Below are 22229 nucleotides of genomic sequence, written 5' to 3' on the forward strand. Positions count from 1 at the left end.
ATATCGAAGTGCTCTGCGTCACCCCGCAGGCATCGTTACTTTCTGTTCAAATTGCGGTCAGCGCCTTCAGTGCCGACGGGTCGGCTTCGGGAGTTCGCAGCCGGACTTGTTCAGGTCGATGGTGCGGTTCGCGGTCAGGCAGGTGTAGAGCCACCACGTCTGCTGGCCGTACGCCGCGCCTTGGTCGACCGTGACGTTGCCGTCGGCGTCGACCTCGCACGGGTTGTTCACCGTGCACTGCTCGCCGTCCTCGTTACCGGTGTTGTTCACACCGATCACCTCACCAGTCGAGGTGCTGACCACGGGCGATCCCGACGTACCGCCGATCGTCTCGCAGCCGGGCTGCTGGTACTTGATCGAGTTCTGCCAGGTCCAGTCGCCCTCGCGGAGCTGCGGGATCGTCGCCTGCACCGAGCAGGTGTAGATCCGCTTCCAGTACCCGGACACCACGGCCATACCGGCGCCGTCCGCGGGGCCCTGCTTGGCGAGCGTCAGCGGGGTCACGTTCAGGCGGCTCTTGATCGACGCGTAGGTCTCGTTGACCTGGTACACGATCATGTCGGTCTTGGTCATGGTGCCGAACAGGATCTTCTCGGCGCGGATCGTGCCGGCCCGGCTGGAGTCCGGCTTCAGCAGCGTGATCGAGCGCGTCGAGTTCTTGTTCACCAGCACCTGGCCGGGCTGCAGGAACCCGCCCTCGTAGCAGTGCCCGTTGGTGAGTACGAGCGCCTTGTCGGTGCTGACCGATTCGGCGTACCGGACGAGGGACGCGGAGCAGTTGCTGAGCGCGGCGATCCCGGTGAAGTCGGCACCCGGCGCGGCTTGAGCGACGGTGGTGCCGAGGACGGAGGTGCTGACGACCGCGGTGGCAGCCAAAAGCGTGCGGAACAGTTTCATGGGGCGGTTTCCTCACTTGTTGGGCGTACAGGTCTTCGTAACGCATCCCACCGCCGCCGACCATCACAGCTGTGTGAAGCAGGGTGAGATCAGGGGTTTTCCTGCGCTGAGTATCGATCCTGCTACTCTTCGTTTCCGGATCCGCCCGGTCTCGAACCATCGCCGACCCCGGCACGTCATACCGACTGACGAGGAACGGCAGGGTACGGTCGGCAGAGCCGCCCGGAGGACTGCGTCGGATTTTCAGGGGAAGGACGTCATGCCGCAGGAGAAGCCAGACCTGCGCAATCTCCGCGAGCCGAAGCGGTTCCAGCGGGCGCTGACACTGTTGCTGATGACGCTGGTCCTCCCGGGTTCGGCGCAGATCGTCGCCGGTAGCAAGCGGGCCGGCCGCTGGGCCTGGCGGGTGGTCGCCGGACTGATCGCGATCGTCGTCTTCCTGGTCGTCCTGGGCCTGATCTGGCGCTCGGGGACGATCAACTTCCTGGCCCGGCCGGGCACGTTGCGGCTGGTGCAGGTGCTGCTGATCCTGCTCGCGATCGGCTGGGCGGCCCTGTTCGTGGACGCGTACCGGATCGCGCAGCCGCTGACGCTGGAACGCAACCACCGGCTGATCACCAGCATCCTCGACGGCGTCCTGATCTTCGTGGTCGTCGGCGCCCTGGTCTACGCCAGCGTGATCGTGAACACCCAGCGTGACTTCGTCGCCAGCGTGTTCGGCAACGGGCAGAAGTCGAAGGCCGACAAGGGCCGCTACAACGTGCTGCTGATGGGCGGCGACTCCGGTGCGGACCGGATCGGCACCCGGCCGGACAGCATGACGGTGGCGAGCATCGACGCGGACACCGGCCGGACGGTCCTGATCGGCCTGCCGCGGAACCTGGCCAAGGTGCCGTTCCCGGCCGGTACGGCGATGGCGAAGCAGTTCCCCGAGGGCTTCAAGTGGAAGGACTGCGGCTCCGAGTGCCTGCTGAACGCCGTCTACACCTATGCCGTCAACCACAAGAACCTGTTCCCGGGCGACGCGAACCCCGGTGAGACCGCGACCATGCAGGCCGTCGAGGCCGTCACCGGGCTGAAGCTGAACTACTACGTGCTGATCGACCTGGCCGGCTTCCGCGACCTGCTGAACGCGGTCGGCGGCATCACCCTGGACATCGGCAAACGGGTCCCGATCGGCGGCGGCAGTTCGCCGATCAAGGGCTACATCGAGGCCGGCAAGAACCAGCACCTGGACGGATACCACGCGCTGTGGTTCGCCCGCTCGCGGGCCGAGTCGTCGGACTACGAGCGGATGGCGCGGCAGAAGTGCGTGATGTCCGCGATGCTGAACCAGCTGTCCCCGCAGACGGTGCTGACCAAGTTCCAGGGCATCGCGGCGGCCAGCAAACAGGTGGTCAAGACGAACATTCCGGCGGGTGAACTGGGCACTTTCACCGATCTCGCGCTGGACGCGAAGAAGCTGCCGGTGTCAAGCTTCTCCGCGGTCCCGCCGTTGATCCACACCGGCAACCCGGACTTCGCGCTGATCCGGACGAAGGTCGCCGAGGCGATTACGAAGTCCGAACAGCTGGACAAGGGCGGCTCGGGAGGAGACGGTAAGACTTCGAGCACTCCGAGTAGCAGCAAGCCGACGACCAGTACGACGAAGAAGCCGACCTCCGGTACCACGAAGAAACCGACCAGCTCACCGACCACACCCGCCACCGGCGTCGACGACGTCGCATCGATCTGTAAGGCCTGACCTGATATGCCGCTGTCCCACTGGCCACCCGTGTCCGTCGTGATGCCCGTGCTGAACGAGGAACGCCATCTCGAGGAGGCGGTCGGCCGCGTCCTCGAGCAGGACTACCCCGGCAACCTGGAGGTCGTCCTCGCGATCGGCCCGAGCAAGGACCGGACCCAGGAGATCGCGGACAAGCTGGCCGAGAAGGACCACCGGATCAGCATCGTGCCGAACCCGACCGGCAAGACGCCGGCCGCGCTGAACGTCGGCATCGCGCACGCCAAGCACGACATCCTGGTCCGGGTCGACGGGCACGGCGCGCTCACCGACGGGTACATCACCCGCGCGGTCGAGGTGCTGGAGGAGAGCGGCGCGGACAACGTGGGCGGCGTGATGGCCGCCGAGGGCCGGACCCCGACCGAGATGGCGGTCGCCTGCGCGTACCGCTCCCGGCTGGGTCTGGGCGCGTCGACGTTCCACCAGGGCGGCAAGGCCGGTCCGGCCGACACCGTGTACCTCGGAGTCTTCCGTCGGGCCGCGCTGGAGCGCGTCGGCGGATTCGACGAGACCATGCACCGGGCCCAGGACTGGGAGCTGAACTACCGGATCCGCAAGACCGGCGGCCTGATCTGGTTCAGCCCGGACCTGTCCGTCACGTACCGGCCGCGCTCGTCGCTGTCCGCGGTGGCGAAGCAGTTCTTCCACACCGGCCAGTGGCGCCGCGAGGTGATCCGCCGGCACCCGGAGACCGCCAGCAAGCGGTACCTGGCACCGCCGGTCGCGGTGATCGCGCTGGCCGTCGGCACCGTCCTCGGCATCATCGGCCTGGCCACCGGCATCAGCTGGCTCGACATCGGCTTCCTGGCCCCGATCGGCTACGCCCTGCTGCTGATCTTCGGCTCCGCGATGGAAGGCCGCTACCTGCCCTGGAAGGCGCTGTTCTGGATGCCGCTGGTCTGCGCGACCATGCACGTCTCCTGGGGCCTCGGCTTCCTCATCGGCCTCCGCGAGAGGCCGAAGGCCGTCTAACCGCGGGTCGACTTGATGTAGGCGGCCACGACCTCGTCGACAGGGCCGTCGAGCTTCAGCACGCCGGCGTCCAGCCAGAGGGCGCGGTTGCAGGTCTCCTGCACCACGTCCAGGCTGTGGCTGACCAGGAACACCGTGCCGGCCTGGTCGCGGAGTTCCTTGATCTTGCGCTCCGACCGGACCCGGAACTCGGCGTCACCGGTCGCCAGCGCCTCGTCGACGAGCAGGATGTCGTGCGTCTTCGCGGACGCGATCGCGAACTTCAGCCGGGCCGCCATCCCGGAGGAGTACGTCGACATCGGCAGGTCGATGAAGTCGCCGATCCCGGAGAAGTCGACGATCTCGTCGTACCGGCGCTGGATCTCGGCCGCGGACATGCCCATCGCGAGGCAGCCGAGGACGACGTTGCGGTCGCCGGTGAGGTCGTTCATCATCGCCGCGTTGACGCCGAGCAGCGACGGGCGGCCGCCGGTGTAGACGGCCCCGGACGCGGGCGGCAGCAGACCGGCGATCGCGCGCAGCATCGTCGACTTCCCGGAGCCGTTGCGGCCGATCACGCCGATCGCGTCGCCCTTGTACGCCGTGAAGCTGACTCCTCTGACCGCGTGCACCTCGCGGATCGTCGGCCGGTCCTGGCGTTTCACGATCCGGCGCAGCGCGGTCGCCGCCGTACCCTTGCCGCCCTGCCCGGCGATCACCTTGTAGATGATGTCGAGGCGGTCGGCGATGACCGTCGGCTCAGCCTCGCCCATAACGGTCCTCCGCCTGCCAGAAGTAGAGGAATCCGGCCGCCAGCATCACGAACGACCAGACGATCGCGATCGACCAGGCGTGCGGCAGCTGGTTCGGTTCGTGCTCGTCGAGCAACGACCGGCGGATGATGTCGATGTACGCCGAGATCGGGTTGAACGCGAGCACCTGGACCACCCAGCCCGGGGCGTCGATCTGGTGCAGCTTGGCCGGCAGCGAGAAGAAGATCCCGGACGCGTACAGCCAGGTGCGGGTGACGAACGGCAGCAGTTGGGTGATGTCGGAGACGAACGTCCCGATCCGGGCGAAGACCAGCGTGATCCCGATGTTGAACATGACCTGCAGCAGCATCGCCGGGACGACGAGCAGCCACCGCCACGCCGGCCCGTCGGTGAACCCGACGACCACGAACAGGATGCCGAGCGAGACCAGCATCTGGTTCAGCTCGTTCAGCACGTAGGCGAGCGGGAGGGTCGCGCGCGGGAAGTGCAGCGTGCGAATCAGCGACAGGTTCAGCGCGAGCGACCGCGAGCCTTCGGTCATACAGCGCTGCGTGAACGTGAACACGAAGATTCCGCTGAGCAGGAACGCGACGTAGTTGTCGATCCCGTTCTTCGTGCCGAGCAGGACACCGAAGGCCAGGTAGTACACGGCCGCGTTCAGCAGCGGCGTCAGTACCTGCCAGATCGACCCGAGACGTGCCCCGGCGTACATGGCGTAGGTTCGGGCGGCGGCGTAGCTGACGACGAACTGGCGACGGCTCCACAACTCGTGCAGGTACGCGCCGAGCGGTGGGCGGACAGAGCTCTTGGAGAGTCCGTAGCGTCGCGCCAACGCCGCGGCATCGGTCTGCTCTGCGGCGGTTGGCATTGCGCCAATGTACTGCGGTGTGTGACGTGGCGGTGACTCAGGTCAGGCCACTAAGCGGGCTCTCAGCTTGTCCAGGTCGTCGTCGGTCAGACCACCGTGCCGCAGGTATGCCTCGGGTCCGCCGTACTTCTCGTCGAGATGCCGCAGGATCGCGACGATCGACTCGGCCCGCGTGTCCCGGAACTCGATCAGCTCCGGGTGCTTCGCGACGTCGAACTCCTCGGCGAGCTGCTCCTCCAGCCACGGCGCAAGCCGCGACTGCGTGAGGTAGTAGTCGGCAACGATCTCTTCCTCGGGTACGCCGGCCACGCTCAGCGCCAGCGCGACGATCATGCCGGTGCGGTCCTTGCCGCCGTGACAGTGCACGACCACCGCGCCCTCCGGCTCGTCCGCGATCGCCTTCACCGCCGCCGCGAACAGCTCCGGCCGCTTGTCCAGCATCCAGATGCACGCCGCGATGATGGTCGGCTGCCCGTGATCCGGATCCGCCGGATCCGCCAGCGATTGCCGGACCGCCAACGGCGTACCGGTGAACGGCGTCGGCGCGATCGCGACCTCGCCGTCACCGCGCAGGTCCAGGATCCGGCTCACGCCGGACCGGCGGACCGCCTCGACGCCGTCCGGGTTCAGGTACTGCAGGCTGTCCGCGCGGATCAGCACGCCCTCCCGCACCACACGTCCGTCGGCGGTCGGCAGGCCGCCGACGTCACGGACGTTGCGGCAGCCGGGCCAATCGAGATCCATCGCTGTCACCTGTCCTGTGGGCGGTCCGGGTTCGGTCCCGGATTGTAGGGCGGGGGCTCCGGGAAGGTGTGGTTCTGCGGCGGCGGGTACGGGTAGGCACCGGGCTGATTGGGGAACGTGTTCGCGGGACGGTTGCGCCGCCGCTTCTTCACCGCGCCGACAGTCAGCAACGTGATGCCGAGGCCGAGGAAGATGAGGAACGAGAACACGGTGCCGAGGATCGACAGCACGAACGCGACCACCGACGACTTCGGACCGGCCGCGTACGTCGCACTGGTCTCGTCGTCGGTGCAGGAGATGCTGTAGTCCCCGGCCGGTACGGTCCGCGTCGACCGCGCGACGACGTACCAGCTCTCGCCGTTGATCGTGATCGTCTCCGACCCGGTCGGCGGCTTGATCGGTACGTCGTTGCCATTCGCGTCCTGCACCTCGCACGGCGGGGTCAGCACCGGGATCGACGCGTAGATCGTCAGCCCTTCCTTCGTCAGGTGCACGACCCCGTCCTCGATCGGCTGCGGCGTCCGCGGCGCGGTCACGACGATCCGCCAGACGAAGAACCCGACCACCAGCGCGCCGACGACGAAACACGCGATGGCGATCTTCGGCAGGACCGACTTCTTCTCGGCCGGAGCTCCGGGGTACGTCATACCCGCACGGTATCTGGTGCAGGTTGCTACGGAGACTGCCGCGTGAGGGTCAGATCGTCGCAGTAGCCGAACCCGGCGCCCGCTCGCGTGAAGCAGTAGACCTTCGCAGTCGTCGCACTCGGGCCGGTGGTGAACGTGACGCTTCCGCCGCGCCACGTGGTGTTGACGAACGAGGGCGCCCGGACCTCCGACGTACCGTTGAAGGCCTTCGCCCCGATCACGATCTCCGTGTCGTACGCCGAGACGCGACCCCAGCCGGACAGGACGTACGTCGTACTGGGTTGCACCGTGACGACCTGCTCGGCACTCGCCGGGGCCGGACCGAGTTTCACCGACTCGAACGCGCCGGCCGGGATGAGGTTCGTGCCGGCGCAGGCCGTGTCGTCGAAGGTCGAGCGCTGATGGAAGCCGATGTCCGGCCGGCAGGCGACCGGGACCGGACCGCCGAAGTAGTCCTTGGGACTGGATCCGACCAGGTTCAGCCCGGTCCGCAGGGCGGGCGATCCGGGGCCGAGCTTGTACCCGTCGGGTGTCGCACTGCCCGGCGCGGCGAGGAGCGGGTTCGCGATCGACTTGTACGGATCGGCCGGCTCCGACGACGGATGGTTGCCGTAGTAGAGGTTTCCGCGGAACACGTGGTTCGCGACCTGGTCGTACCCGCCGGTCCCGAGGTTGTAGATGACGTTGTTCGTCCAGGTCGCCTTGGTGGACGCGGACCCGTTGTCCTCGATCACCTTCGTCGACGATCCGCTGGGGATGTAGAACGTGTTCCCGTAGATCTGCGCGGCACTCTCACCCGCGGCGTACAGGATGCGGGACTTGTCGTTGATCGAGAGGTTGTACCGCACGATGGTGCCGGAGGTGCTCCAGCCGCTGGAACAGCCGCAGAACAGGACGAACCCGCCCTCGTTGTCGTGGCTGAAGTTGTACTGGAAGATCACGCCGCGGTTGCCGCCGTCGGAGTCGAACGCCATCCCGTCGTTGCAGCACGGCCGGCGTACCCGGTAGACCTCGTTGTACTGCACCAGGGTCCGGTCGCTGTTGATGGTCCAGATGCCCGCGTTGTTCCCCGCCGAGCGCATCCAGATGTCGTACGCCGTGTTGTGCTCGACCACCGCGTCGGCGCCGATCCGCAGGACGATCCCGTCGCCCCCGATGTCGTGGATGCGATTGTTGCGGAAGACGATGCCGGTGTTCGCGGTCCACACCGGCCCGGACGTGCACGCGTAGATCGCGCGGCAGCCCCAGCTGGACGAGGTGGTGAGACCTTCGCGGTCGACGCGGTAGATCTCGGAGTTCTCGACGGTGACGCCGTCGAAGTGCGTCGGTGTCGTCGTCCCGCTGACCCGGAACTGGATCCCGTTGCTGTTCTTGGTGTCGCCGCCGTTGACGTCGTGCACGTAGACGTTGTCGACGACGTAGTGCGAGCCGGTGCCGAAGTCGGCGAGCTCGACGAGGATCCCGTTCCGCTCGGCGACCGCGGCGCCCTGGTTGGTGACCTCCAGACCGCGGATCTCCCAGTACTGGACGTTGTACAGGTGGACCGCGGCGTACACGGTTCCCCCGCCGGCGACGACGGGGCGCGAACTGCCGGTTCCGTAGGCGTCGACGGTGATCGGCGCGGCGCCGGTTCCGGATCCCGACGGTTTGAGCTGGCCGGCGCAGGTGACACCGCGGGCGAAGAGCACTCTGTCTCCGGCCGCGAACACGTGCGCGTTGACGGTCGCCAGCGAGTTCCACGGCGCTGCCTGACTGCCGTTGCCGCCGGACGCCGCCGAACAGTCGACGTAGTACGAGGACCCTGCCGCCGACGCGTTGGCGCTGGTGAGCGCCGAGGCCACGAGCAGCACCACGAACGCCAGCGCGATCTTCAGTCTCATGCTGACCACCTCCGACGACAGGTCACCACGGCTGCCCGCCGCGGCGCGCCGATTCGGACAAAAGACGACACGTCCTCACGTATCGTCCTGGGAGCATGAGGCAGCTTCTCGGGGCACAGCGCAGAGAGCTTCTGGTCAAGTGGATCGAGCGCACGGGCTCGGTGTCTGCCCTCGAGGCAGCAACGGCTCTGGGCGCGAGCGTCCGCACAATTCAGCGGGACATCGAGGAACTGTCGACGGCCGGGCGGCTGACCCGCGTTCACGGCGGAGCTGTCGGGGCCGGGCGCCGCAAGCCTGTCGACGCACAACTGCGGCTGGGCATCCTGGTCCCGACGCGGGGTTATTGCTTCGACGCCGTCCTCGCGGGCGCGGAACAGGCAGCGGCCGCGAGTGGCAGCACGTTGATCGAGGCCGACTACGACTACACCGACGATCTCGCCGCGGCACGGTACGCACGCATCACCAGCCTCGAGCTCGACGGACTACTCGTCACGCCGCATCTCCCGGCGACGACGTGGGGTCAGCTGTGCCGCACCGACGTACCGGTCGTGCTGATCGAACGGCCGTGGGAGCTCGGCTGGGTCCGCGACCTCGACCCGGCAACGTCCGTGGCCGCCGCCCGCTCGCCCGTCGACCACGTGTTCACCGACCACGAGGCCGGAGCGGTACTGGGCCTCGATCACCTCGCTGCCCTTGGACACCGGACGATCCACTGCCTGATCCGCGACACCCCGACCGCGCCGACGTTGCTGCGAACAGCATCGGCGTACGGCGCGACGATCGCTCCGGCGCGCGGGGTCACGCTCGGGATCACCCGCCTGCAACGCTCCTCCGACCAGAGACGTGTGCTGACCGACGCGTTGGAGCAGGTCTTCCGCGATCAGGAGCCGACGGCGCTCTTCATCCACACCGACGAAGACGCAGTTGCCGCCCGGGAGTTCCTGAAGGACCGGGTGTCGATCCTGTCGTACGACGACGGGCTCCCCAGCAACCCGGCCGGCGGCCTCAGTGCCATCGCGCCGGACCGCGTTGCTCTGGGCAAGCGCGCCGTCGAGATGATCGTCGACCGCCTCTCCAGCCGCGGGCACCACACCCACGACGTCCACCCACCCACCAAACTCGCCATCGTCCCCCGCCTCCACCAAAGAGCAACCACCAGCCGGCTACGGCACACCCAGCAGGCGTAGGGCGGCGGCGGTTGCCGCGGCGGCGACGACCACCAGTACGAACGGCGCCTTGCGCCAGGCGAGGATGCCGCCGACGAGTACGCCTGCCGGTCGGGCTACGCCCGCGGGGCCGTGGCCGTCGGTCAGTGCGGAGGTGGCGACCAGTGCGGTCAGCAGGACGATCGCGGCCGCGGCGAGCAGTTGCTGTGCGCGCTCCGGCACCTCGAACCGGCTCCGCAGCGCCGGCCCCGCGAACCGCATCGAAAAGGTGCCTACGGCAAGCACTCCGATCGCGACCAGCAGCAGTGGGGTGTTATTCATGGTGCGCGTCCTCCAGTGCGGGCTTCCCGGCGCGGTAGAACAGCAGACCGGCCAGCGCGAGCAGTACCGGCAGGCCAGACGGCAGGAACGGCGTAGCGATCAAGGCGATCACAACACCGACGAACGCCGCCGTACGGGTCGACCGGTCACGGAGCGCGGGCAGGACCAGCGCCAGCAGCACCGCGGGGAAGGCCGCGTCGAGTCCGAAGACGTCGGTGTCGGTGATCACCGAGCCGGCCAGTCCGCCGATCACGACCCCGATGTTCCAGCAGACGAAGATGCCGATCCCGCCGGCCCAGTACGCCGCGCGCCGCTGCTTCAGCTCGTCCTGTCCCATCGCGAACGCGACGTTCTCGTCGGTCATCAGGTGACTGCCCGGCCAGCGCCGCCACCCGCCGCCGATCACGTCGCTGACCGCCAGCCCGAACGCGATGTGCCGGGTGTTCACCAGCAGCCCCGCGACCATCGCCGCGATCGGGCTCCCGCCGGCGGCGACGATCCCGACGAACAGGAACTGCGACGCGCCCGCGAAGACCACGATCGACAGCACGATCGGCACCCACAACGGCAGCCCGCCGCCGACGCTGATCGCGCCGTACGACACCCCGACGACACCGTCGGCCAGGCAGACCAGACCGATGTCACGGGCGAGTCCCCGATCGAGTGTTCGCCATATCGAACGCATGGGCATTATGATGAACAGCGCACCCCTCGTTCGTCAAGCCGAACGAATAGACCGATGGAGCGAACAGCGATGGACACCAAGGCACCCCTCGACGTGATCGCGTCGTCCCTGCGCCGGCACCGCGCCCGCGCCGGACTATCCTTGACCGAGGTCGCGAAACGCGCCGGGGTCGCCAAGTCCACGCTGTCCCAACTAGAGTCCGGTACCGGAAATCCGAGCGTCGAAACCCTGTGGGCACTGGCCGTCGCGCTCGACACCCCGTTCGCCGCGCTGCTCGACCCGCCGCGCCCGAAGGTCCAGGTCATCCGCGCCGGCGAAGGCCCGGCGATCTACTCCGACCAGGCCGACTACAGCGCCACGCTGGTCGCCTCCAGCCCGCCGAACGCACGCCGCGACATCTACCGCATCGTCGTCGCCCCCGGCCCCGGCCGGAAGTCCGAGCCGCATATGCCCGGTGTTGTCGAACACGTCGTCCTCGGCTCCGGCCGCGCCCTCGTCGGCCCGCTCGATGACCCGGTCGAACTCAAACCGGGCGACTACATCGCCTATCCGGGCGACCTCCCGCACATCTTCCAAGCCCTGGAGGAAGGAACAGTCGCCACGCTCATTTCCGAGCACGTGTAACGTTAACCGCTCACCTCTGGACATCTGCGCGCAGCTCTGCGCATCATCGTCATCGAGAGAGCTCTCTGGCTGAAGTCCGCCCCACTTCGCTTGGAGGTAGCACCCCCGATGAGACTCAAGTCCTTACTGCTGTGCGCTCTTCTCGGCCTCGCCGCCGCCCTCGTCCCGGGTAGTGCGTCGGCCGTCGGCGTCACGCCCGGCACCTACGTCAACTACACGTTCGACACCGCCTCGCTCACCCAGGCCGAGTTCACGATGACGATCAACGCCTCCCCCGGCCGCGCGAACGTCTACTGGGCCAACCAGTTCGGCTTCACCGGCGGCGACGTCGGCGGGTACACCGGCATGCAGGCGCACCGCGACGGCGGTGGCATGTTCCTGTACTCACTCTGGAACTCGACCGCCTGGAAGGCCGGCGACGCGGGCACGTACTGCATCCAGTTCCAGGAGGACGGGACCGGCGGCAGTTGCCGCCTCGACCAGGCTCCGACCCCCGGCCACACCTACAGGTTCGCCGTCGCGAGCGAAGGCAGCGGCTGGTACGGCGTGACGGTCCGCGACCTCACCGCCGGTACGTCGTTCAAACTCGGCAGCCTGCAAACGGGCTCCGGGAACACGATCAGTACGTCGGGAATGGTCAGCTGGACCGAGTACTTCGACTGGAACAACGACAAGGCCACCTGCGACGACGAGCCGTACTCGAAGCTGACGATGAGCGTGCCGACCAGCGGCAGCCTCACCGCGCACTTCACCGGTACGTCGGAGAGCAGCGGCTGCGCCGCGGACAGCCAGGTCACGCTGAACGGATCGACCGCCGTCCAGGAGAACGGCATCGGCAACTCGGCCTCGGGCGACATCCGCGGCAGCGGCGGCTGCCTGGACGTCTCCGGCTCGGACGGTACGACGATCCTGCTGTACACCTGCACCGGCGGCAACAACCAGAACTGGGTGCACGCGGAGAACTCCACGTTCCACGCCCTGTTCAGCTGCCTCGACGCGAGTGCCACACAAGCCGGCACCGTGATCCTCTACAGCTGCCACGGCGGCACGAACCAGCAGTGGACGCTGCCCGGCGACGGCACGATCCGGTCCGGCGGCCGCTGCCTCACCGCACCGGCAACCCTGGGCAATCCCGTGACTGTTGCCACCTGCAACAACTCGGCGGCGCAACGCTGGACGGTCTGACAACGGACGACGCCCGGGACCGCACACAGCGGTCCCGGGCGTCGCGACGTACGGTGAAGATCCCTTGCTAGACCTTGTGGCCGATCCCGCCGACGATGCACTCCTCGACCTGGTTCAGCGGCTTGAGCCGCGGGCCGTCCGGCCACCAGTCGTCGCACAGCACCAGGCCCGGGGGGACGAGCTCCTGGCCGGGGAAGAACGTCATCAGCTCCTTACGGGTGCGGAACCGGCCGCTGCCCATCGGGCTGTGGATGAACTTGTCCTCCATCTTCTGGGCGACCTCGGTGTGCTCCGGCGTCTCCGGGTCGAAGAAGTGCGAGACCACCGTGTACGACCCGGGCACCACCGCGTCGACGTATTTCTGCATGATCTGCGCGCCCTCGTCGCCGATGTAGTGGTGCAGCGTGCCGTTCTGGATCACGGCGACCGGCTGGCTGAAGTCGAGGAAGGCCCGCACCTCGGGGTGGCTCAGCACCTCGTCCGGGTCGAAGATGTCCGCGCTGACGAACAGGGTGTTCTCGTTCTCCTCCAGCAGCGCGCGGCCGTGCGCGAGCACCACCGGGTCGTTGTCGATGTAGAGGACCTTGGCCTCGGGCTGGATCCGCTGCACGACCTGGTGGGTGTTCTCGGCGGTCGGCAGACCGGACCCGCAGTCGAGGTACTGCGTGATCCCAGCCTGGCCGGCCAGGAACCGGCAGGCACGGATCAGGAAGTTCCGGTTCGACCAGGCCAGGTCCTGCGCCTGCGGCGCCGCGGCCTGGACCCCGCGCAGTACCTCGCGGTCGACCTCGTAGTTGTCCTTGCCACCCAGGAAGGCGTCGTACACCCGGGCGATGCTGGCCCGGCTGGTGTCGACGCCGACCGGGATCGAGCTTGGCGCGTTGGCGGCATCGACCATCAGTGGACCTCGCAGAGAGTGAAGGGTGCGTCTGTGCGCCCGACTCTACCGAGAGTACGGCGCACTGAACACACCGTGTCGGCGCGTGCGGCTGGACACAATCACGATCCGTCATGAAATGATCAACTGCTGCACACCGGAACGCTGCTGCTGGGAGGCCTGAGGTGACCGAGCCGGGGGCGTACGGCGGCCCGACCGCCCTGCGCATCATGCTTGGGGTGCACCTGCGCCGGCTCCGTGAGAACGCGGGCGTCTCCCGCACCGACGCGGGCTGGGCGATCCGCGGCTCGGAATCGAAGATCAGCCGCCTCGAGCTCGGCCGCGTCGGGTTCAAGGTCCGCGACGTCGACGACCTGCTGACGCTGTACAAGCTCGAGGACCCGGAGGAGCGCGACCGGCTGCTCGCGCTGGCGCGGGACGCGAACAACCCGGGCTGGTGGCAACGGTACGACGACCTGACGCCGCAGTGGTTCCACTCCTACCTCGGCCTGGAGATGGCGGCCGACCTGATTCGTACGTTCGAGCTGCAGTTCGTACCGGGTCTGCTGCAGACACCGGACTACGCGCGATCCGTCGTACAACTCGGCCGGCAGGACAAGCCGCTGTCGCGGGCCGAGCAGGATCGCCTTGTTTCGTTGCGGATGAGCCGCCAGGAAGTGCTGACACGGCAACGACCCGCGCGACTCTGGGCGGTGATCGACGAGGCGGTCCTGCGACGTCCGATCGGCAGCCGCCAGATTCTCAAGGCCCAGCTGGAGTTCCTGATCGACGCGGCGCGCCGGCACAACGTGACGCTGCAGATCATCCCGTTCGAGAAGGGCGGGTACACGGCGACCGGCGGCGCGTTCACACTGCTCCGGTTCAACGACGCCGACCTTCCCGACATCGTCTACATCGAGCACCTGACCAGCGCCGTCTACCTCGACAAGCGCGAGGAACTGGACACGTACGTCGTCACCATGGACTCCGTGTCGATCACCGCGGCCCAGCCCCGCGAGACCGAATCCATCCTCCGCAGGGCGATCGCGGACCTCGACCTCTAGGACCTAACGCGGTTGCGCGCCCGGGCCGGGGCGGAAGGCAACTTCACGCGGGCTTGGCTCGTGGCCGGCCTCGCACTGCATGACGACGGTGACGCGCTCGCCGCAGTCGCCGCGGTGCCGCGGCTCGATCGGCGGGCCGGAGTCGAGCGGCAGGTACTGATCGGCCCACTGGATCATCGCCACCAGCACCGGATAGAGGTCGAGCCCCGCCTGGGTCAGCCGGTACTCGGAGCGTTCGCGCTGGCCAGGCAGGCGATACGGGTGACGCCGGATCAGACCGCGCTCGATCAGCGCGGCGAGCCGCTCGGTGAGGACCTGACGCGGTACGCCGGCCCGGGCGCGGATGTCCTCGAACCGGCGGACGCCGACGAAGACCTCGCGCAGGACGTGAAAAGTCCACTTGTCGCCGAGGATGTCCATCGTCCGGGAGATCGTGCAGTTCTCCGTGGACCAGTTCATCGCCTCCGGCATCTGTTCGCTCACTGCCGTACCCATACCTCGATGATAAGTCCGCTTGACAGACTCAGCCAAGTCGAGCCAGGCTGAATCCGTGAACCAGACTCAGACGAGACCGCCACTCGTCCGCCGCGCCGGCGAACCTGACGCGGACGAGCTGGCGAGGATGCTGTCCGGGCTGACGGACCTCAGCCGCTACTTCCGGTTCCAGACCGCGATCGGTACGCCGCCACGCCCGGCGCTGCTGCTGCGGATGCTGTGCCCCACCGGCACCGCCTTCGTCGCAACCCGCGACCAGACGATCGTCGGCCACGCGATGTGGGCCTGGGCACCTGGCGAATCCACCGCCGAACTCGCGGCCGTGATCGCCGAGGACGACCAGCGCCGCGGCCTCGGCATCCGAATGCTCTCCATCGCCGCCGCCGACGCGATCGCAGCCGGCGCCACCCACTTCCTCTTCGTCGTCAGCGCAGCCAACGAACGCTCCCTCCGAATGATCCGCCGTCGCTGGCCCGACGCGACCGTAGAACGCGACGGAGCCCTCCTGTCCTTCACAGCCCCAGCCCGCGTGATGGCGCCGAGCCGGCCGGCATCTTGGATCCTCGCTGCCAGTTCACGGGGCCGCAGACACCCTGTGATGGCTGGAGACACGAAATAGCCTGTCCACAGTCCCCGTTTCCTGTCCCCAGCCCCGCCGGCCGGCGCGGCTAGCGGAGCAGGCGGAAGAAGGTGCGGATGTCGTTGACGAGTAGGTCGGGGGTTTCCAGCGCGGCGAAGTGGCCGCCGCGGGGGTACTCGGACCAGTAGATGATGTGGTGGCGGCGGTCCAGGACACGGCGGATGGCTGGGTCGGTGGGGAAGACTGCTACACCGGTCGGCACACCTGGTCGTACGTCGTTCGCACCCGAGCGGTTCTCGTAGTACAGGTTGGCGGAGGTGGCGCTGGTGTTGGTGAACCAGTAGATGGAGACGTCCGTCAGCAGGTGGTCGAGGTCTACCGCGTCTTCGGGGAGGTCGCGCGCCGGGTCGGTCCACTCCCAGAACTTCTCCAGGATCCAGGCCAGTTGCCCAACCGGTGAGTCGCTCAGCGCGAACGAGACCGTCTGCGGCCGGGTCCCCTGCAGGTCGGCGTACCCGGTGCCGACCGCGCGCAACCTCTCGGCGGCCGCGAGCCGCTCGCGCTCAACCGCGGTCAAAGCGGAGCGATCGCCCGGCTCGAGAGCCGGATAGGCCAGTCCCCCATTGATGTGTACGCCGACCACGTGCGCCGGATCCACCTGTCCCACCAGGGGCGAGACGACCGATCCGGTGTCACCGCCCTGCGCGCCGTACCGCTCGTACCCCAGGCGACGCATGAGCTCCGCCCACGCGCGCGCGATCCGTTCGTGGTTCCAGCCTGAGGTCAACGGCACCGAGAACCCGTGCCCGGGCACGGACGGCGCGACGACGTGGAACGCGTCGCGCGGGTCCCCGCCGTACGCCGCCGGATCGGTCAACGGACCGAGGACGTCGAGGAACTCGGCGACGGACCCCGGCCACCCGTGCGTCAGCACCAACGGCACCGCGTCCGGCTCGGCCGATCGCACGTGCAGGAAGTGAATCGTCTGCCCGTCGATCTCGGTCGTGTACTGCGGATACGCGTTCAGCCGCGCTTCCCAGACCCGCCAGTCGTACGCCGCCCAGCGCTCAACCGCCCGCTGCAAGTACCCGACCGGCACCCCGCGGTCCCACCCGTCACCAGGTAGTTGCCGAGGCCAACGAACTCGTTCCAGCCGGTCACGCAGGTCCACAACCTCCGCGTCCGGTACGGCGATCCGGAACTCAGAGATCATGCGCCCGCTCGTGCAACGGCTCGAACAGGCCGACCTCACCCCGCCTGGCAACCGGAACGATGCGCTCGTTGATCATCTTCAGCACTGTAGCCGGGAATACCGACAGTGCCGGGGCAGGTTGCCGACTAAGTGATCCTCTTGACTGGTGCAACGGGCAACGTCGGGCGCGAACTCCACGAGCTGTTACCGGAGGCGCGGACCCTCGACCGCTCGTCCGGCGCCGATCTCGCCCGGCCCGAGACGCTCGACCTGAAGGGCGTCGACACCGTCTTCCTGGTCTGGCCATTTCTCACGTCCGAGGGTGCACGCACACTCATGCCGAAGATCGCAGAGCACGCGCAAAAGGTTGTCTATCTGTCGTCGTCGGCGGTCCGATTCGGGGCCGACACGGACCCGATCACGCGGCTGCACGCCGATCTGGAGACCACCGTGCAGGCGTCAGGGCTGGAGTGGACGATCCTGCGCGCTGACACGTTCGCGTCCAACGCGCTCGGCTGGGCGGGTCAGTTGCAGGCGGGTGACGTCGTACGCGGCCCGGACAGCGCCGCCACCGCCGTGATCGACCCCGCGGACATTGCCGCGGTCGCTGCCGCCGTACTGCGTGATTCGCGGCCCGGCACGACCTACACGCTGACCGGTCCCGACGTACTCAGCCGGGCCGATCAGGTGCGGATCCTCGGCGAGGCGCTCGGTCGCGAACTGCGGTTCGACGCGACACCGTTCGACGACGCGCGCGCCCAGCTGCTCGCGGACGGTCGCCCGCCGGCTCTCGTCGAGGCGCTCATCGGCAGCGCCCAGAACCGCCCGGCCTCCGACCTCGTCACCACGACCGTCGAGGACCTGACCGGCCGGCCAGCACACACCTTCCGCGCCTGGGCCGACCGGAACCTCGCGACCTTCGCCTAACGCCACACACCGACGACCTTGGGCACGCACCAACCAAAGTCCGCGCCGGATTCTGGTTGACCCGTGCCCAAAGAGGGCTCAGTCCTCGACGACGATCGCGAGGGCGGGGCAGACGGCCGCGGCCTGGTGGACGTCGGCGGCGAGGTCCTCCGGCGGGTTGTCGTTGAGGAGGACGACGATGCCGTCCTCGTCCCGTTGGTCGAAGACGTCGACGGCCGCGGTGACGCACTGGCCGGACGCGACGCACTTGTCCTGGTCGACGATGATCTTCATAGTGGCTCCTCTGGTTACCAGGTGACGGGCAGCGAATGGACGCCGTACACGGATCCGTCGTGCTTGAACGGGATCTCGGCCAGCTCGGCCGCCCGGCGCAGGGTGGGGATGCGGCGGTAGAGGGTGCTGTAGACGACCTGCAGCTCCATCCGCGCCAATGGTTGCCCCAGGCACTGATGTACGCCGAAGCCGAACGCCACGTGATGCCGGGCGTCGCGGTGCAGGTCGAGCGTGTCCGGGTCCGGGAACGCCGACGGATCCCGGTTGCCGATGTCGTTGGGGAAGATCAGACCCTCGCCGGCCTTGATCAGCTGACCGTCGAACTCGATGTCCTCGAGCACCGCGCGGCGGCGGCCGTTGTGGGTGATGTTCAGGTACCGCAGCAACTCCTCGACCGCACCCGCGACAACCTTCGGGTCATCGGTGTCCTGCAACACGGCCAGCTGCGACGGGTGCTCCAGCAACGCGAGAGTGCCGAGGGCAATCATGTTCGCAGTGGTCTCGTGCCCGGCGAGCAGTAGCAGCACACCCATCCCAGCCGCGTCCTGCTTTGTCAGCTGACCGGCCTTGACCCGCTCGGTCAGCCCGGACAGCAGGTCGCCGCCGGGGTTCTCGAGCTTCTCGCCGACCAGGTTGTACAGGTAGGCGCCCAGGTTGCCGTGCGCCTGACCGCGCTCCTCGGGCGTCGCGGTGAGGCTGATCAGCTGCTTGCTGTTCACCTGGAAGAAGTCGTGGTCGGCGTACGGGACACCGAGCAGCTCGCAGATCACCAGTGACGGCACCGGCAGCGCGAACGCCTCCATCAGGTCGACCGGCTTCGGACCGGCCAGCAGGTCGTCGATCAGCCCGTCGACGATCTTCTGCACCGCCGGGCGCATCGCCTCCACCCGTTTGATCATGAACGGCGCGGTCACCATCCGGCGCAGCCGGGCATGCTCGGGATCGTCCATCAGGATGAACCCGATCCCGACCCCCTCACCGGACTGCGGCGCCATCGCGGTCTGGCTCGGATGCCCCGGTGCGGTGACGTCGGCGCTCAGCCGCGGGTCCGCGAGCAGCTTGCGCTGATCGGCGTACCGGGTGACCAGCCAGGCGGTCTTGTCGAAGACCTGCACCTTCACCAGCGGAGCCTCGTCCTGCAGCTCGCGCAGCTTCGGCGGTGGATCGAACGGGCAGCCTTCCGCCCGGGCCATCGGATAGACGGGAGTGGTCATGCGAGTCCTTCCCCAGAGAGGTCTACGCAGGCACCAGGTGTTCCCGGTGCAGGCGAGTCTGTTTCGGCATGTTCCAGCCGAGGACGCCGACGACGCGGCCGTCCCGGCGGTAGTGGACGACGAACCGGCGTTCGTCGAGGTTGCCTTCAGCAACGGTCACGTCGGCGGCCGCCGACGGCAGGCCGTGGACCTGGATCTTGGTGGCGAACTGATCGGTCCAGAAGTACGGCACCGGACGATAGGGCTGCTCGTCGCCGATGATGTTGGCCGCGACACAGGCCGCCTGCTCGGTGGCGTTGGTCCGATTCTCCAAGCGCAGCAGGGAGTCCTCGTGCTGCCATCGAGCCACATCACCGGCCGCATAGATCCCTGCGGCCGCACGGCAGCGGGTATCGCACACCACCCCGTTGTCGAGCCGCAGGCCGCTGTCCACCAGCCACTCCGTCGCCGGTGCGGCACCGAGCGCCACCACGACGACATCAGCGGGCAGCACCTCGCCGGTCTCCAGCCGTACGCCGTTCACCCGGCCGTTGTCGTCCGTCAGCCCGGTCACCGCCTTACCGAGCTTCAGGTGCACCCCCGCGGAGGCGTGCAACTCGGCGAGCAACCCGGCCACCACCGGACCGAACTGGCTCTGCAACGGCGCCGCCTGCGGCCCTGCCATCGTGACCGCCAGGCCCATTTTCCGGGCGGTGGCAGCGATCTCGGCGCCGAGTACGCCGTCGCCCACGACGACCACTCGGGATGCCTCCAGCAGCTCCTTTCGAAGCGCGGCGGCATCATCCAGCGTCCGCAGTACGTGCACTCCGTCGAGACCGCCCTGCCCCGGCAGTACGCGGGCTCGCAATCCGGTCGCGATCACCACCGCGTCCCCCTGCAACTCCCGGCCCGACGCCGTGTGCACGGTACGCCGGTCCACGTCGAGCCCGACGGCGGAGTCGCCGAGGACGAACTCGGCCCCGAGCGCCGAGAGCATCGTGTCCGGACGGAGCCTGGTCCGGTCCTCGTCCCAGTCTCCGCAGAGGAACTGCTTGGACAGCGGCGGCCGGTCGTACGGCAGGTGCCACTCGGCGCCGATCACGGTGATCGGCTCTTGACATCCGTTACGCCGAAGGGCTTCCACGGTCGACAGTCCGGCCGCCGACGCACCGACGACCAGGACGCTCATGAAGTCACCGGCGCGGTCCAGAGACCGACGATGCCGTCGATGAGACCGTCCGCCATCTCCTGCCAGGTCGCGCGGGCGGTCGGCGTCCCCTCGGCCTGAGCACGCTCGTACTCGGCGCACATCTGGACGATCAGGTGCCGCGCCATGTCACCGCGTTCCATCCGCACCGGAATCGGCAGGTCGGCCAGACACGCGTTGAGTCCGTCCAGGATCTGCCGGAGGGTCGGCGAGGTTAGTGATTCCTCGATCTGCACTTCGCGCAGCACCGGATCGTTCATCAGCTGGGCGTTGAACCGGGCCAGCCAGCTCGGGTTGCCGAGGCCGGCCATGTGGTCGGTCGCCGGCCGCACCAGGCAGGTCACCCAGTCGCGGACCTCGGTGCTGCCCTCGACCTCGGCCACCAGTTCCTTGCGTCGCTCCTCGATCGGTCCCGCGTGCTTCTGCGCGATCGCCCGGACCAGATCGGTCTTGGTACCGAAGTGGTACCCGACCGCGGTGTTGTTGCCCTGCCCGGCCGCCTCGCTGATCTGCCGGTTCGACACCTCGTGCACACCACGCTCGGCGAACATCCGCTCCGCCGTGGTCAGGATCAGCTCGCGGGTCGCGTTCACCCGGACCGCTCGCACGTCTTTGGCCATCATCATCACCACTTCACCGGCACTTCCCGGAGCCCGCCGACTGCGAGCCCCTCGACCGGACGTAAGTCTGCCGCCGCGACGGCCAGCTCCAGCGTCGGGAGGCGGCGCAGCAGCACCTCGAGCGTCACCTGCAACTCCAGCCGCGCGAGTGGTTGCCCGATACAGGAATGCGGACCGGCCCCGAAGGACAGGTGCACGTTCGGGCTGCGGCTCAGGTCCAGCTCCGCCGCGTCCTCGAAGGCCGCCTCGTCCCGGTTCGCCGAGCCCATGCTGCAGACCGCGGTCGTCCCGGCAGGCAGTACACCGCCGGACACCTCGACCTCCTCGGACAGGTACCGGATCATGCCGAAACCGGGATTGGCGTCGTACCTCAAGGTCTCCTCGACGGCGGTCCGGACCAGGGCCGGGTCGGCGAGCAGCGCCTCCCAGTGCCCGCGGTCGGCCAGCAGCATCGCCAGCATCTTGCCGATCATGTTGGCCGTGGTTTCGTGGCCGGCCACCAGCAGACCCATGCCGGTGGAGACGAGCATCCGGTCGGTCATCCGCTCCCCCGCGGCGTCCGTGCCGGTGATCAGCTCGCTGAGCAGGTCCGCACCCGGAGCCTCGCGCCTGGCGGCGATGTGACCGGCCATGTAGGCGACGAACTCCGCCTGCGCGGAGTCGATCTCCGCCTGCTCGTAGCGGGTCAGGTTCAGCAGGGTGTCGGACCAGTAGGCGAACCGGTCGCGATCGGACTCCGGGACGCCGAGCAGGTCGCAGATCACCCAGACCGGCAGCGGGAATCCCAGGCTCGCCTTGAGATCGGCCGGACTGCCCTGCTTGATCATCTCGTCGACCAGCCGGTCGGCCATCGCCTCGATTCCGGGGCGGAGCGCGATCATCCGCTTGGCCGTGAACCACTTGGTGATCCGCCGCCGCCAGCGCTGGTGCGCGGCACCGGACTGCGGCAGCGAACTCGCCATCTCACTGTTGAACACGCCACCGGATTCACTGACCCGGGCCGCATCGTCTGCGGTACGGGTGAACCGCGGGTCGGCCAGCACCTGCTTCACGTCGTCGTACCGCGTCAGCAAGGTGGCCTGATCGCCGCTGGGCAGCCGGACGTGGGCGACCGGGCATCGCTGCCGCAGCCGCTCCCATTCCGCCGGCGGCTGGATCGCGTTCACGGGCGGGATCGGGTAGTCCACGATCTCGTCACCATCCGTCACTGGAAACCACCTCCGCGTTGATTTCCTCTCCAGCTTGCCCGCTGGACTTGTTTAAGTCAACTGCCTGAC

General features: G+C 68.1%; 24 protein-coding genes. 8 read left to right on the plus strand and 16 right to left on the minus strand.

Annotation, left to right across the window (positions count from 1 at the left end; translation table 11 throughout):
• Positions 1-66: 66 nt before the first annotated feature.
• A complete protein-coding gene (locus tag E0H50_RS13165) occupies positions 67-897 on the minus strand; it encodes a S1 family peptidase (protein WP_131287568.1) in 831 nt (276 codons plus the stop codon).
• A 259-nt stretch (positions 898-1156) separates the two neighbouring features.
• On the opposite strand from E0H50_RS13165, the gene E0H50_RS13170 reads away from it, so the two are divergent.
• Both E0H50_RS13170 and E0H50_RS13175 read left to right on the plus strand, forming a co-directional pair.
• Positions 1157-2641, plus strand: a complete 1485-nt coding sequence (locus tag E0H50_RS13170; protein WP_131287571.1) for an LCP family protein — start codon at positions 1157-1159, stop codon at positions 2639-2641.
• A gap of 6 nt (positions 2642-2647) precedes the next feature.
• Positions 2648-3652: a glycosyltransferase family 2 protein gene (locus tag E0H50_RS13175; protein WP_131287574.1), complete on the plus strand. Its 1005-nt coding sequence runs from the start codon at positions 2648-2650 to the stop codon at positions 3650-3652.
• On the opposite strand, the gene E0H50_RS13180 is transcribed toward E0H50_RS13175, so the two are convergent.
• The 5 genes from E0H50_RS13180 to E0H50_RS13200 are packed head-to-tail and all read right to left on the minus strand — an operon-like array spanning position 3649 to position 8543.
• Positions 3649-4404, minus strand: coding sequence for an ABC transporter ATP-binding protein (locus tag E0H50_RS13180; RefSeq protein WP_131287577.1), 756 nt, complete (start codon positions 4402-4404; stop codon positions 3649-3651). The two genes, E0H50_RS13175 and E0H50_RS13180, sit on opposite strands and share 4 nt — an antisense overlap.
• A complete protein-coding gene (locus E0H50_RS13185; protein WP_131287580.1) occupies positions 4391-5272 on the minus strand; it encodes an ABC transporter permease in 882 nt (293 codons plus the stop codon). The genes E0H50_RS13180 and E0H50_RS13185 overlap by 14 nt, the downstream gene beginning before the upstream one ends.
• A 42-nt stretch (positions 5273-5314) precedes the next feature.
• The gene (locus E0H50_RS13190) at positions 5315-6016 is read right to left on the minus strand and encodes a tyrosine-protein phosphatase (RefSeq protein ID WP_131287583.1); all 702 of its coding nucleotides are present in this window, start codon (positions 6014-6016) and stop codon (positions 5315-5317) included.
• 5 nt (positions 6017-6021) lie between these two features.
• A complete protein-coding gene (locus E0H50_RS13195; RefSeq protein WP_131287586.1) occupies positions 6022-6663 on the minus strand; it encodes a hypothetical protein in 642 nt (213 codons plus the stop codon).
• 26 nt (positions 6664-6689) lie between these two features.
• Complete coding sequence (locus E0H50_RS13200) at positions 6690-8543, minus strand: right-handed parallel beta-helix repeat-containing protein (RefSeq protein WP_131287589.1); 1854 nt, start codon at positions 8541-8543, stop codon at positions 6690-6692.
• A 95-nt stretch (positions 8544-8638) separates the two neighbouring features.
• Between E0H50_RS13200 and E0H50_RS13205 the strand changes: the two genes are divergently transcribed.
• Positions 8639-9730: a substrate-binding domain-containing protein gene (locus tag E0H50_RS13205; RefSeq protein WP_131287592.1), complete on the plus strand. Its 1092-nt coding sequence runs from the start codon at positions 8639-8641 to the stop codon at positions 9728-9730.
• On the opposite strand, the gene E0H50_RS13210 is transcribed toward E0H50_RS13205, so the two are convergent.
• Together E0H50_RS13210 and E0H50_RS13215 are read right to left on the minus strand one after the other, a co-directional pair.
• On the minus strand, positions 9707-10030 hold the full coding sequence (locus tag E0H50_RS13210) for an AzlD domain-containing protein (protein ID WP_131287595.1): 324 nt from the start codon (positions 10028-10030) through the stop codon (positions 9707-9709). The genes E0H50_RS13205 and E0H50_RS13210 overlap by 24 nt on opposite strands.
• Positions 10023-10715 carry an AzlC family ABC transporter permease gene (locus E0H50_RS13215; RefSeq protein WP_131287598.1) on the minus strand — a complete coding sequence of 231 codons (693 nt, stop codon included), beginning with the start codon at positions 10713-10715 and terminating at the stop codon, positions 10023-10025. Before E0H50_RS13215 ends, E0H50_RS13210 begins: the two co-directional genes overlap by 8 nt.
• A gap of 54 nt (positions 10716-10769) precedes the next feature.
• On the opposite strand from E0H50_RS13215, the gene E0H50_RS13220 reads away from it, so the two are divergent.
• Both E0H50_RS13220 and E0H50_RS13225 read left to right on the plus strand, forming a co-directional pair.
• Positions 10770-11339 (plus strand): helix-turn-helix domain-containing protein, encoded by a 570-nt coding sequence (locus E0H50_RS13220; protein WP_238150941.1) that lies wholly within the window; start codon positions 10770-10772, stop codon positions 11337-11339.
• Positions 11340-11447: 108 nt separating this feature from the next.
• Entirely contained in the window at positions 11448-12524 is a 1077-nt protein-coding gene (locus tag E0H50_RS13225) for an RICIN domain-containing protein (protein ID WP_131287601.1), read from the plus strand.
• Positions 12525-12591: 67 nt separating this feature from the next.
• On the opposite strand, the gene E0H50_RS13230 is transcribed toward E0H50_RS13225, so the two are convergent.
• Positions 12592-13422 (minus strand): SAM-dependent methyltransferase, encoded by an 831-nt coding sequence (locus E0H50_RS13230; protein WP_131287603.1) that lies wholly within the window; start codon positions 13420-13422, stop codon positions 12592-12594.
• A gap of 164 nt (positions 13423-13586) precedes the next feature.
• Between E0H50_RS13230 and E0H50_RS13235 the strand changes: the two genes are divergently transcribed.
• Entirely contained in the window at positions 13587-14465 is an 879-nt protein-coding gene (locus E0H50_RS13235) for a helix-turn-helix domain-containing protein (protein ID WP_238150942.1), read from the plus strand.
• A 3-nt stretch (positions 14466-14468) separates the two neighbouring features.
• Here E0H50_RS13235 and E0H50_RS13240 read toward each other — a convergent pair whose 3' ends face one another.
• On the minus strand, positions 14469-14960 hold the full coding sequence (locus tag E0H50_RS13240; protein WP_238150943.1) for a winged helix-turn-helix transcriptional regulator: 492 nt from the start codon (positions 14958-14960) through the stop codon (positions 14469-14471).
• Between the two features lie 55 nt (positions 14961-15015).
• On the opposite strand from E0H50_RS13240, the gene E0H50_RS13245 reads away from it, so the two are divergent.
• Positions 15016-15579 carry a GNAT family N-acetyltransferase gene (locus E0H50_RS13245; RefSeq protein ID WP_238150944.1) on the plus strand — a complete coding sequence of 188 codons (564 nt, stop codon included), beginning with the start codon at positions 15016-15018 and terminating at the stop codon, positions 15577-15579.
• 49 nt (positions 15580-15628) lie between these two features.
• Here the strand turns inward: E0H50_RS13245 and E0H50_RS13250 are convergent, their stop codons facing one another.
• Positions 15629-16753, minus strand: coding sequence for an epoxide hydrolase family protein (locus tag E0H50_RS13250; protein WP_131287606.1), 1125 nt, complete (start codon positions 16751-16753; stop codon positions 15629-15631).
• Positions 16754-16882: 129 nt separating this feature from the next.
• On the opposite strand from E0H50_RS13250, the gene E0H50_RS13255 reads away from it, so the two are divergent.
• Positions 16883-17659, plus strand: coding sequence for a Rossmann-fold NAD(P)-binding domain-containing protein (locus tag E0H50_RS13255; protein WP_131287609.1), 777 nt, complete (start codon positions 16883-16885; stop codon positions 17657-17659).
• Positions 17660-17737: 78 nt separating this feature from the next.
• On the opposite strand, the gene E0H50_RS13260 is transcribed toward E0H50_RS13255, so the two are convergent.
• Genes E0H50_RS13260 through E0H50_RS13280 form a run of 5 tightly spaced genes read right to left on the minus strand, consistent with a single transcriptional unit; the run spans position 17738 to position 22160 of the window.
• Positions 17738-17932 carry a ferredoxin gene (locus E0H50_RS13260; RefSeq protein WP_131287611.1) on the minus strand — a complete coding sequence of 65 codons (195 nt, stop codon included), beginning with the start codon at positions 17930-17932 and terminating at the stop codon, positions 17738-17740.
• A gap of 14 nt (positions 17933-17946) precedes the next feature.
• Positions 17947-19146, minus strand: coding sequence for a cytochrome P450 (locus E0H50_RS13265; protein WP_131287614.1), 1200 nt, complete (start codon positions 19144-19146; stop codon positions 17947-17949).
• Between the two features lie 22 nt (positions 19147-19168).
• A complete protein-coding gene (locus E0H50_RS13270) occupies positions 19169-20314 on the minus strand; it encodes an NAD(P)/FAD-dependent oxidoreductase (protein ID WP_131287617.1) in 1146 nt (381 codons plus the stop codon).
• The gene (locus tag E0H50_RS13275) at positions 20311-20952 is read right to left on the minus strand and encodes a TetR/AcrR family transcriptional regulator (protein ID WP_238150945.1); all 642 of its coding nucleotides are present in this window, start codon (positions 20950-20952) and stop codon (positions 20311-20313) included. The genes E0H50_RS13270 and E0H50_RS13275 overlap by 4 nt, the downstream gene beginning before the upstream one ends.
• A gap of 5 nt (positions 20953-20957) precedes the next feature.
• A complete protein-coding gene (locus E0H50_RS13280) occupies positions 20958-22160 on the minus strand; it encodes a cytochrome P450 (RefSeq protein WP_131287619.1) in 1203 nt (400 codons plus the stop codon).
• Positions 22161-22229 lie beyond the last annotated feature (69 nt).

This window comes from Kribbella sindirgiensis, assembly GCF_004331435.1.
Taxonomy (GTDB): domain Bacteria; phylum Actinomycetota; class Actinomycetes; order Propionibacteriales; family Kribbellaceae; genus Kribbella; species Kribbella sindirgiensis.

Bases quoted from the DNA above. Each gene is read 5' to 3' on its own strand.
- E0H50_RS13165 (WP_131287568.1), bottom strand. From the start codon at position 897: ATGAAACTGTTCCGCACGCTTTTGGCTGCCACCGCGGTCGTCAGCACC.
- E0H50_RS13170 (WP_131287571.1), top strand. From the start codon at position 1,157: ATGCCGCAGGAGAAGCCAGACCTGCGCAATCTCCGCGAGCCGAAGCGG.
- E0H50_RS13175 (WP_131287574.1), top strand. From the start codon at position 2,648: ATGCCGCTGTCCCACTGGCCACCCGTGTCCGTCGTGATGCCCGTGCTG.
- E0H50_RS13180 (WP_131287577.1), bottom strand. From the start codon at position 4,404: ATGGGCGAGGCTGAGCCGACGGTCATCGCCGACCGCCTCGACATCATC.
- E0H50_RS13185 (WP_131287580.1), bottom strand. From the start codon at position 5,272: ATGCCAACCGCCGCAGAGCAGACCGATGCCGCGGCGTTGGCGCGACGC.
- E0H50_RS13190 (WP_131287583.1), bottom strand. From the start codon at position 6,016: ATGGATCTCGATTGGCCCGGCTGCCGCAACGTCCGTGACGTCGGCGGC.
- E0H50_RS13195 (WP_131287586.1), bottom strand. From the start codon at position 6,663: ATGACGTACCCCGGAGCTCCGGCCGAGAAGAAGTCGGTCCTGCCGAAG.
- E0H50_RS13200 (WP_131287589.1), bottom strand. From the start codon at position 8,543: ATGAGACTGAAGATCGCGCTGGCGTTCGTGGTGCTGCTCGTGGCCTCG.
- E0H50_RS13205 (WP_131287592.1), top strand. From the start codon at position 8,639: ATGAGGCAGCTTCTCGGGGCACAGCGCAGAGAGCTTCTGGTCAAGTGG.
- E0H50_RS13210 (WP_131287595.1), bottom strand. From the start codon at position 10,030: ATGAATAACACCCCACTGCTGCTGGTCGCGATCGGAGTGCTTGCCGTA.
- E0H50_RS13215 (WP_131287598.1), bottom strand. From the start codon at position 10,715: ATGCGTTCGATATGGCGAACACTCGATCGGGGACTCGCCCGTGACATC.
- E0H50_RS13220 (WP_238150941.1), top strand. From the start codon at position 10,770: ATGGAGCGAACAGCGATGGACACCAAGGCACCCCTCGACGTGATCGCG.
- E0H50_RS13225 (WP_131287601.1), top strand. From the start codon at position 11,448: ATGAGACTCAAGTCCTTACTGCTGTGCGCTCTTCTCGGCCTCGCCGCC.
- E0H50_RS13230 (WP_131287603.1), bottom strand. From the start codon at position 13,422: ATGGTCGATGCCGCCAACGCGCCAAGCTCGATCCCGGTCGGCGTCGAC.
- E0H50_RS13240 (WP_238150943.1), bottom strand. From the start codon at position 14,960: ATGGGTACGGCAGTGAGCGAACAGATGCCGGAGGCGATGAACTGGTCC.
- E0H50_RS13250 (WP_131287606.1), bottom strand. From the start codon at position 16,753: ATGATCTCTGAGTTCCGGATCGCCGTACCGGACGCGGAGGTTGTGGAC.
- E0H50_RS13260 (WP_131287611.1), bottom strand. From the start codon at position 17,932: ATGAAGATCATCGTCGACCAGGACAAGTGCGTCGCGTCCGGCCAGTGC.
- E0H50_RS13265 (WP_131287614.1), bottom strand. From the start codon at position 19,146: ATGACCACTCCCGTCTATCCGATGGCCCGGGCGGAAGGCTGCCCGTTC.
- E0H50_RS13270 (WP_131287617.1), bottom strand. From the start codon at position 20,314: ATGAGCGTCCTGGTCGTCGGTGCGTCGGCGGCCGGACTGTCGACCGTG.
- E0H50_RS13275 (WP_238150945.1), bottom strand. From the start codon at position 20,952: ATGGCCAAAGACGTGCGAGCGGTCCGGGTGAACGCGACCCGCGAGCTG.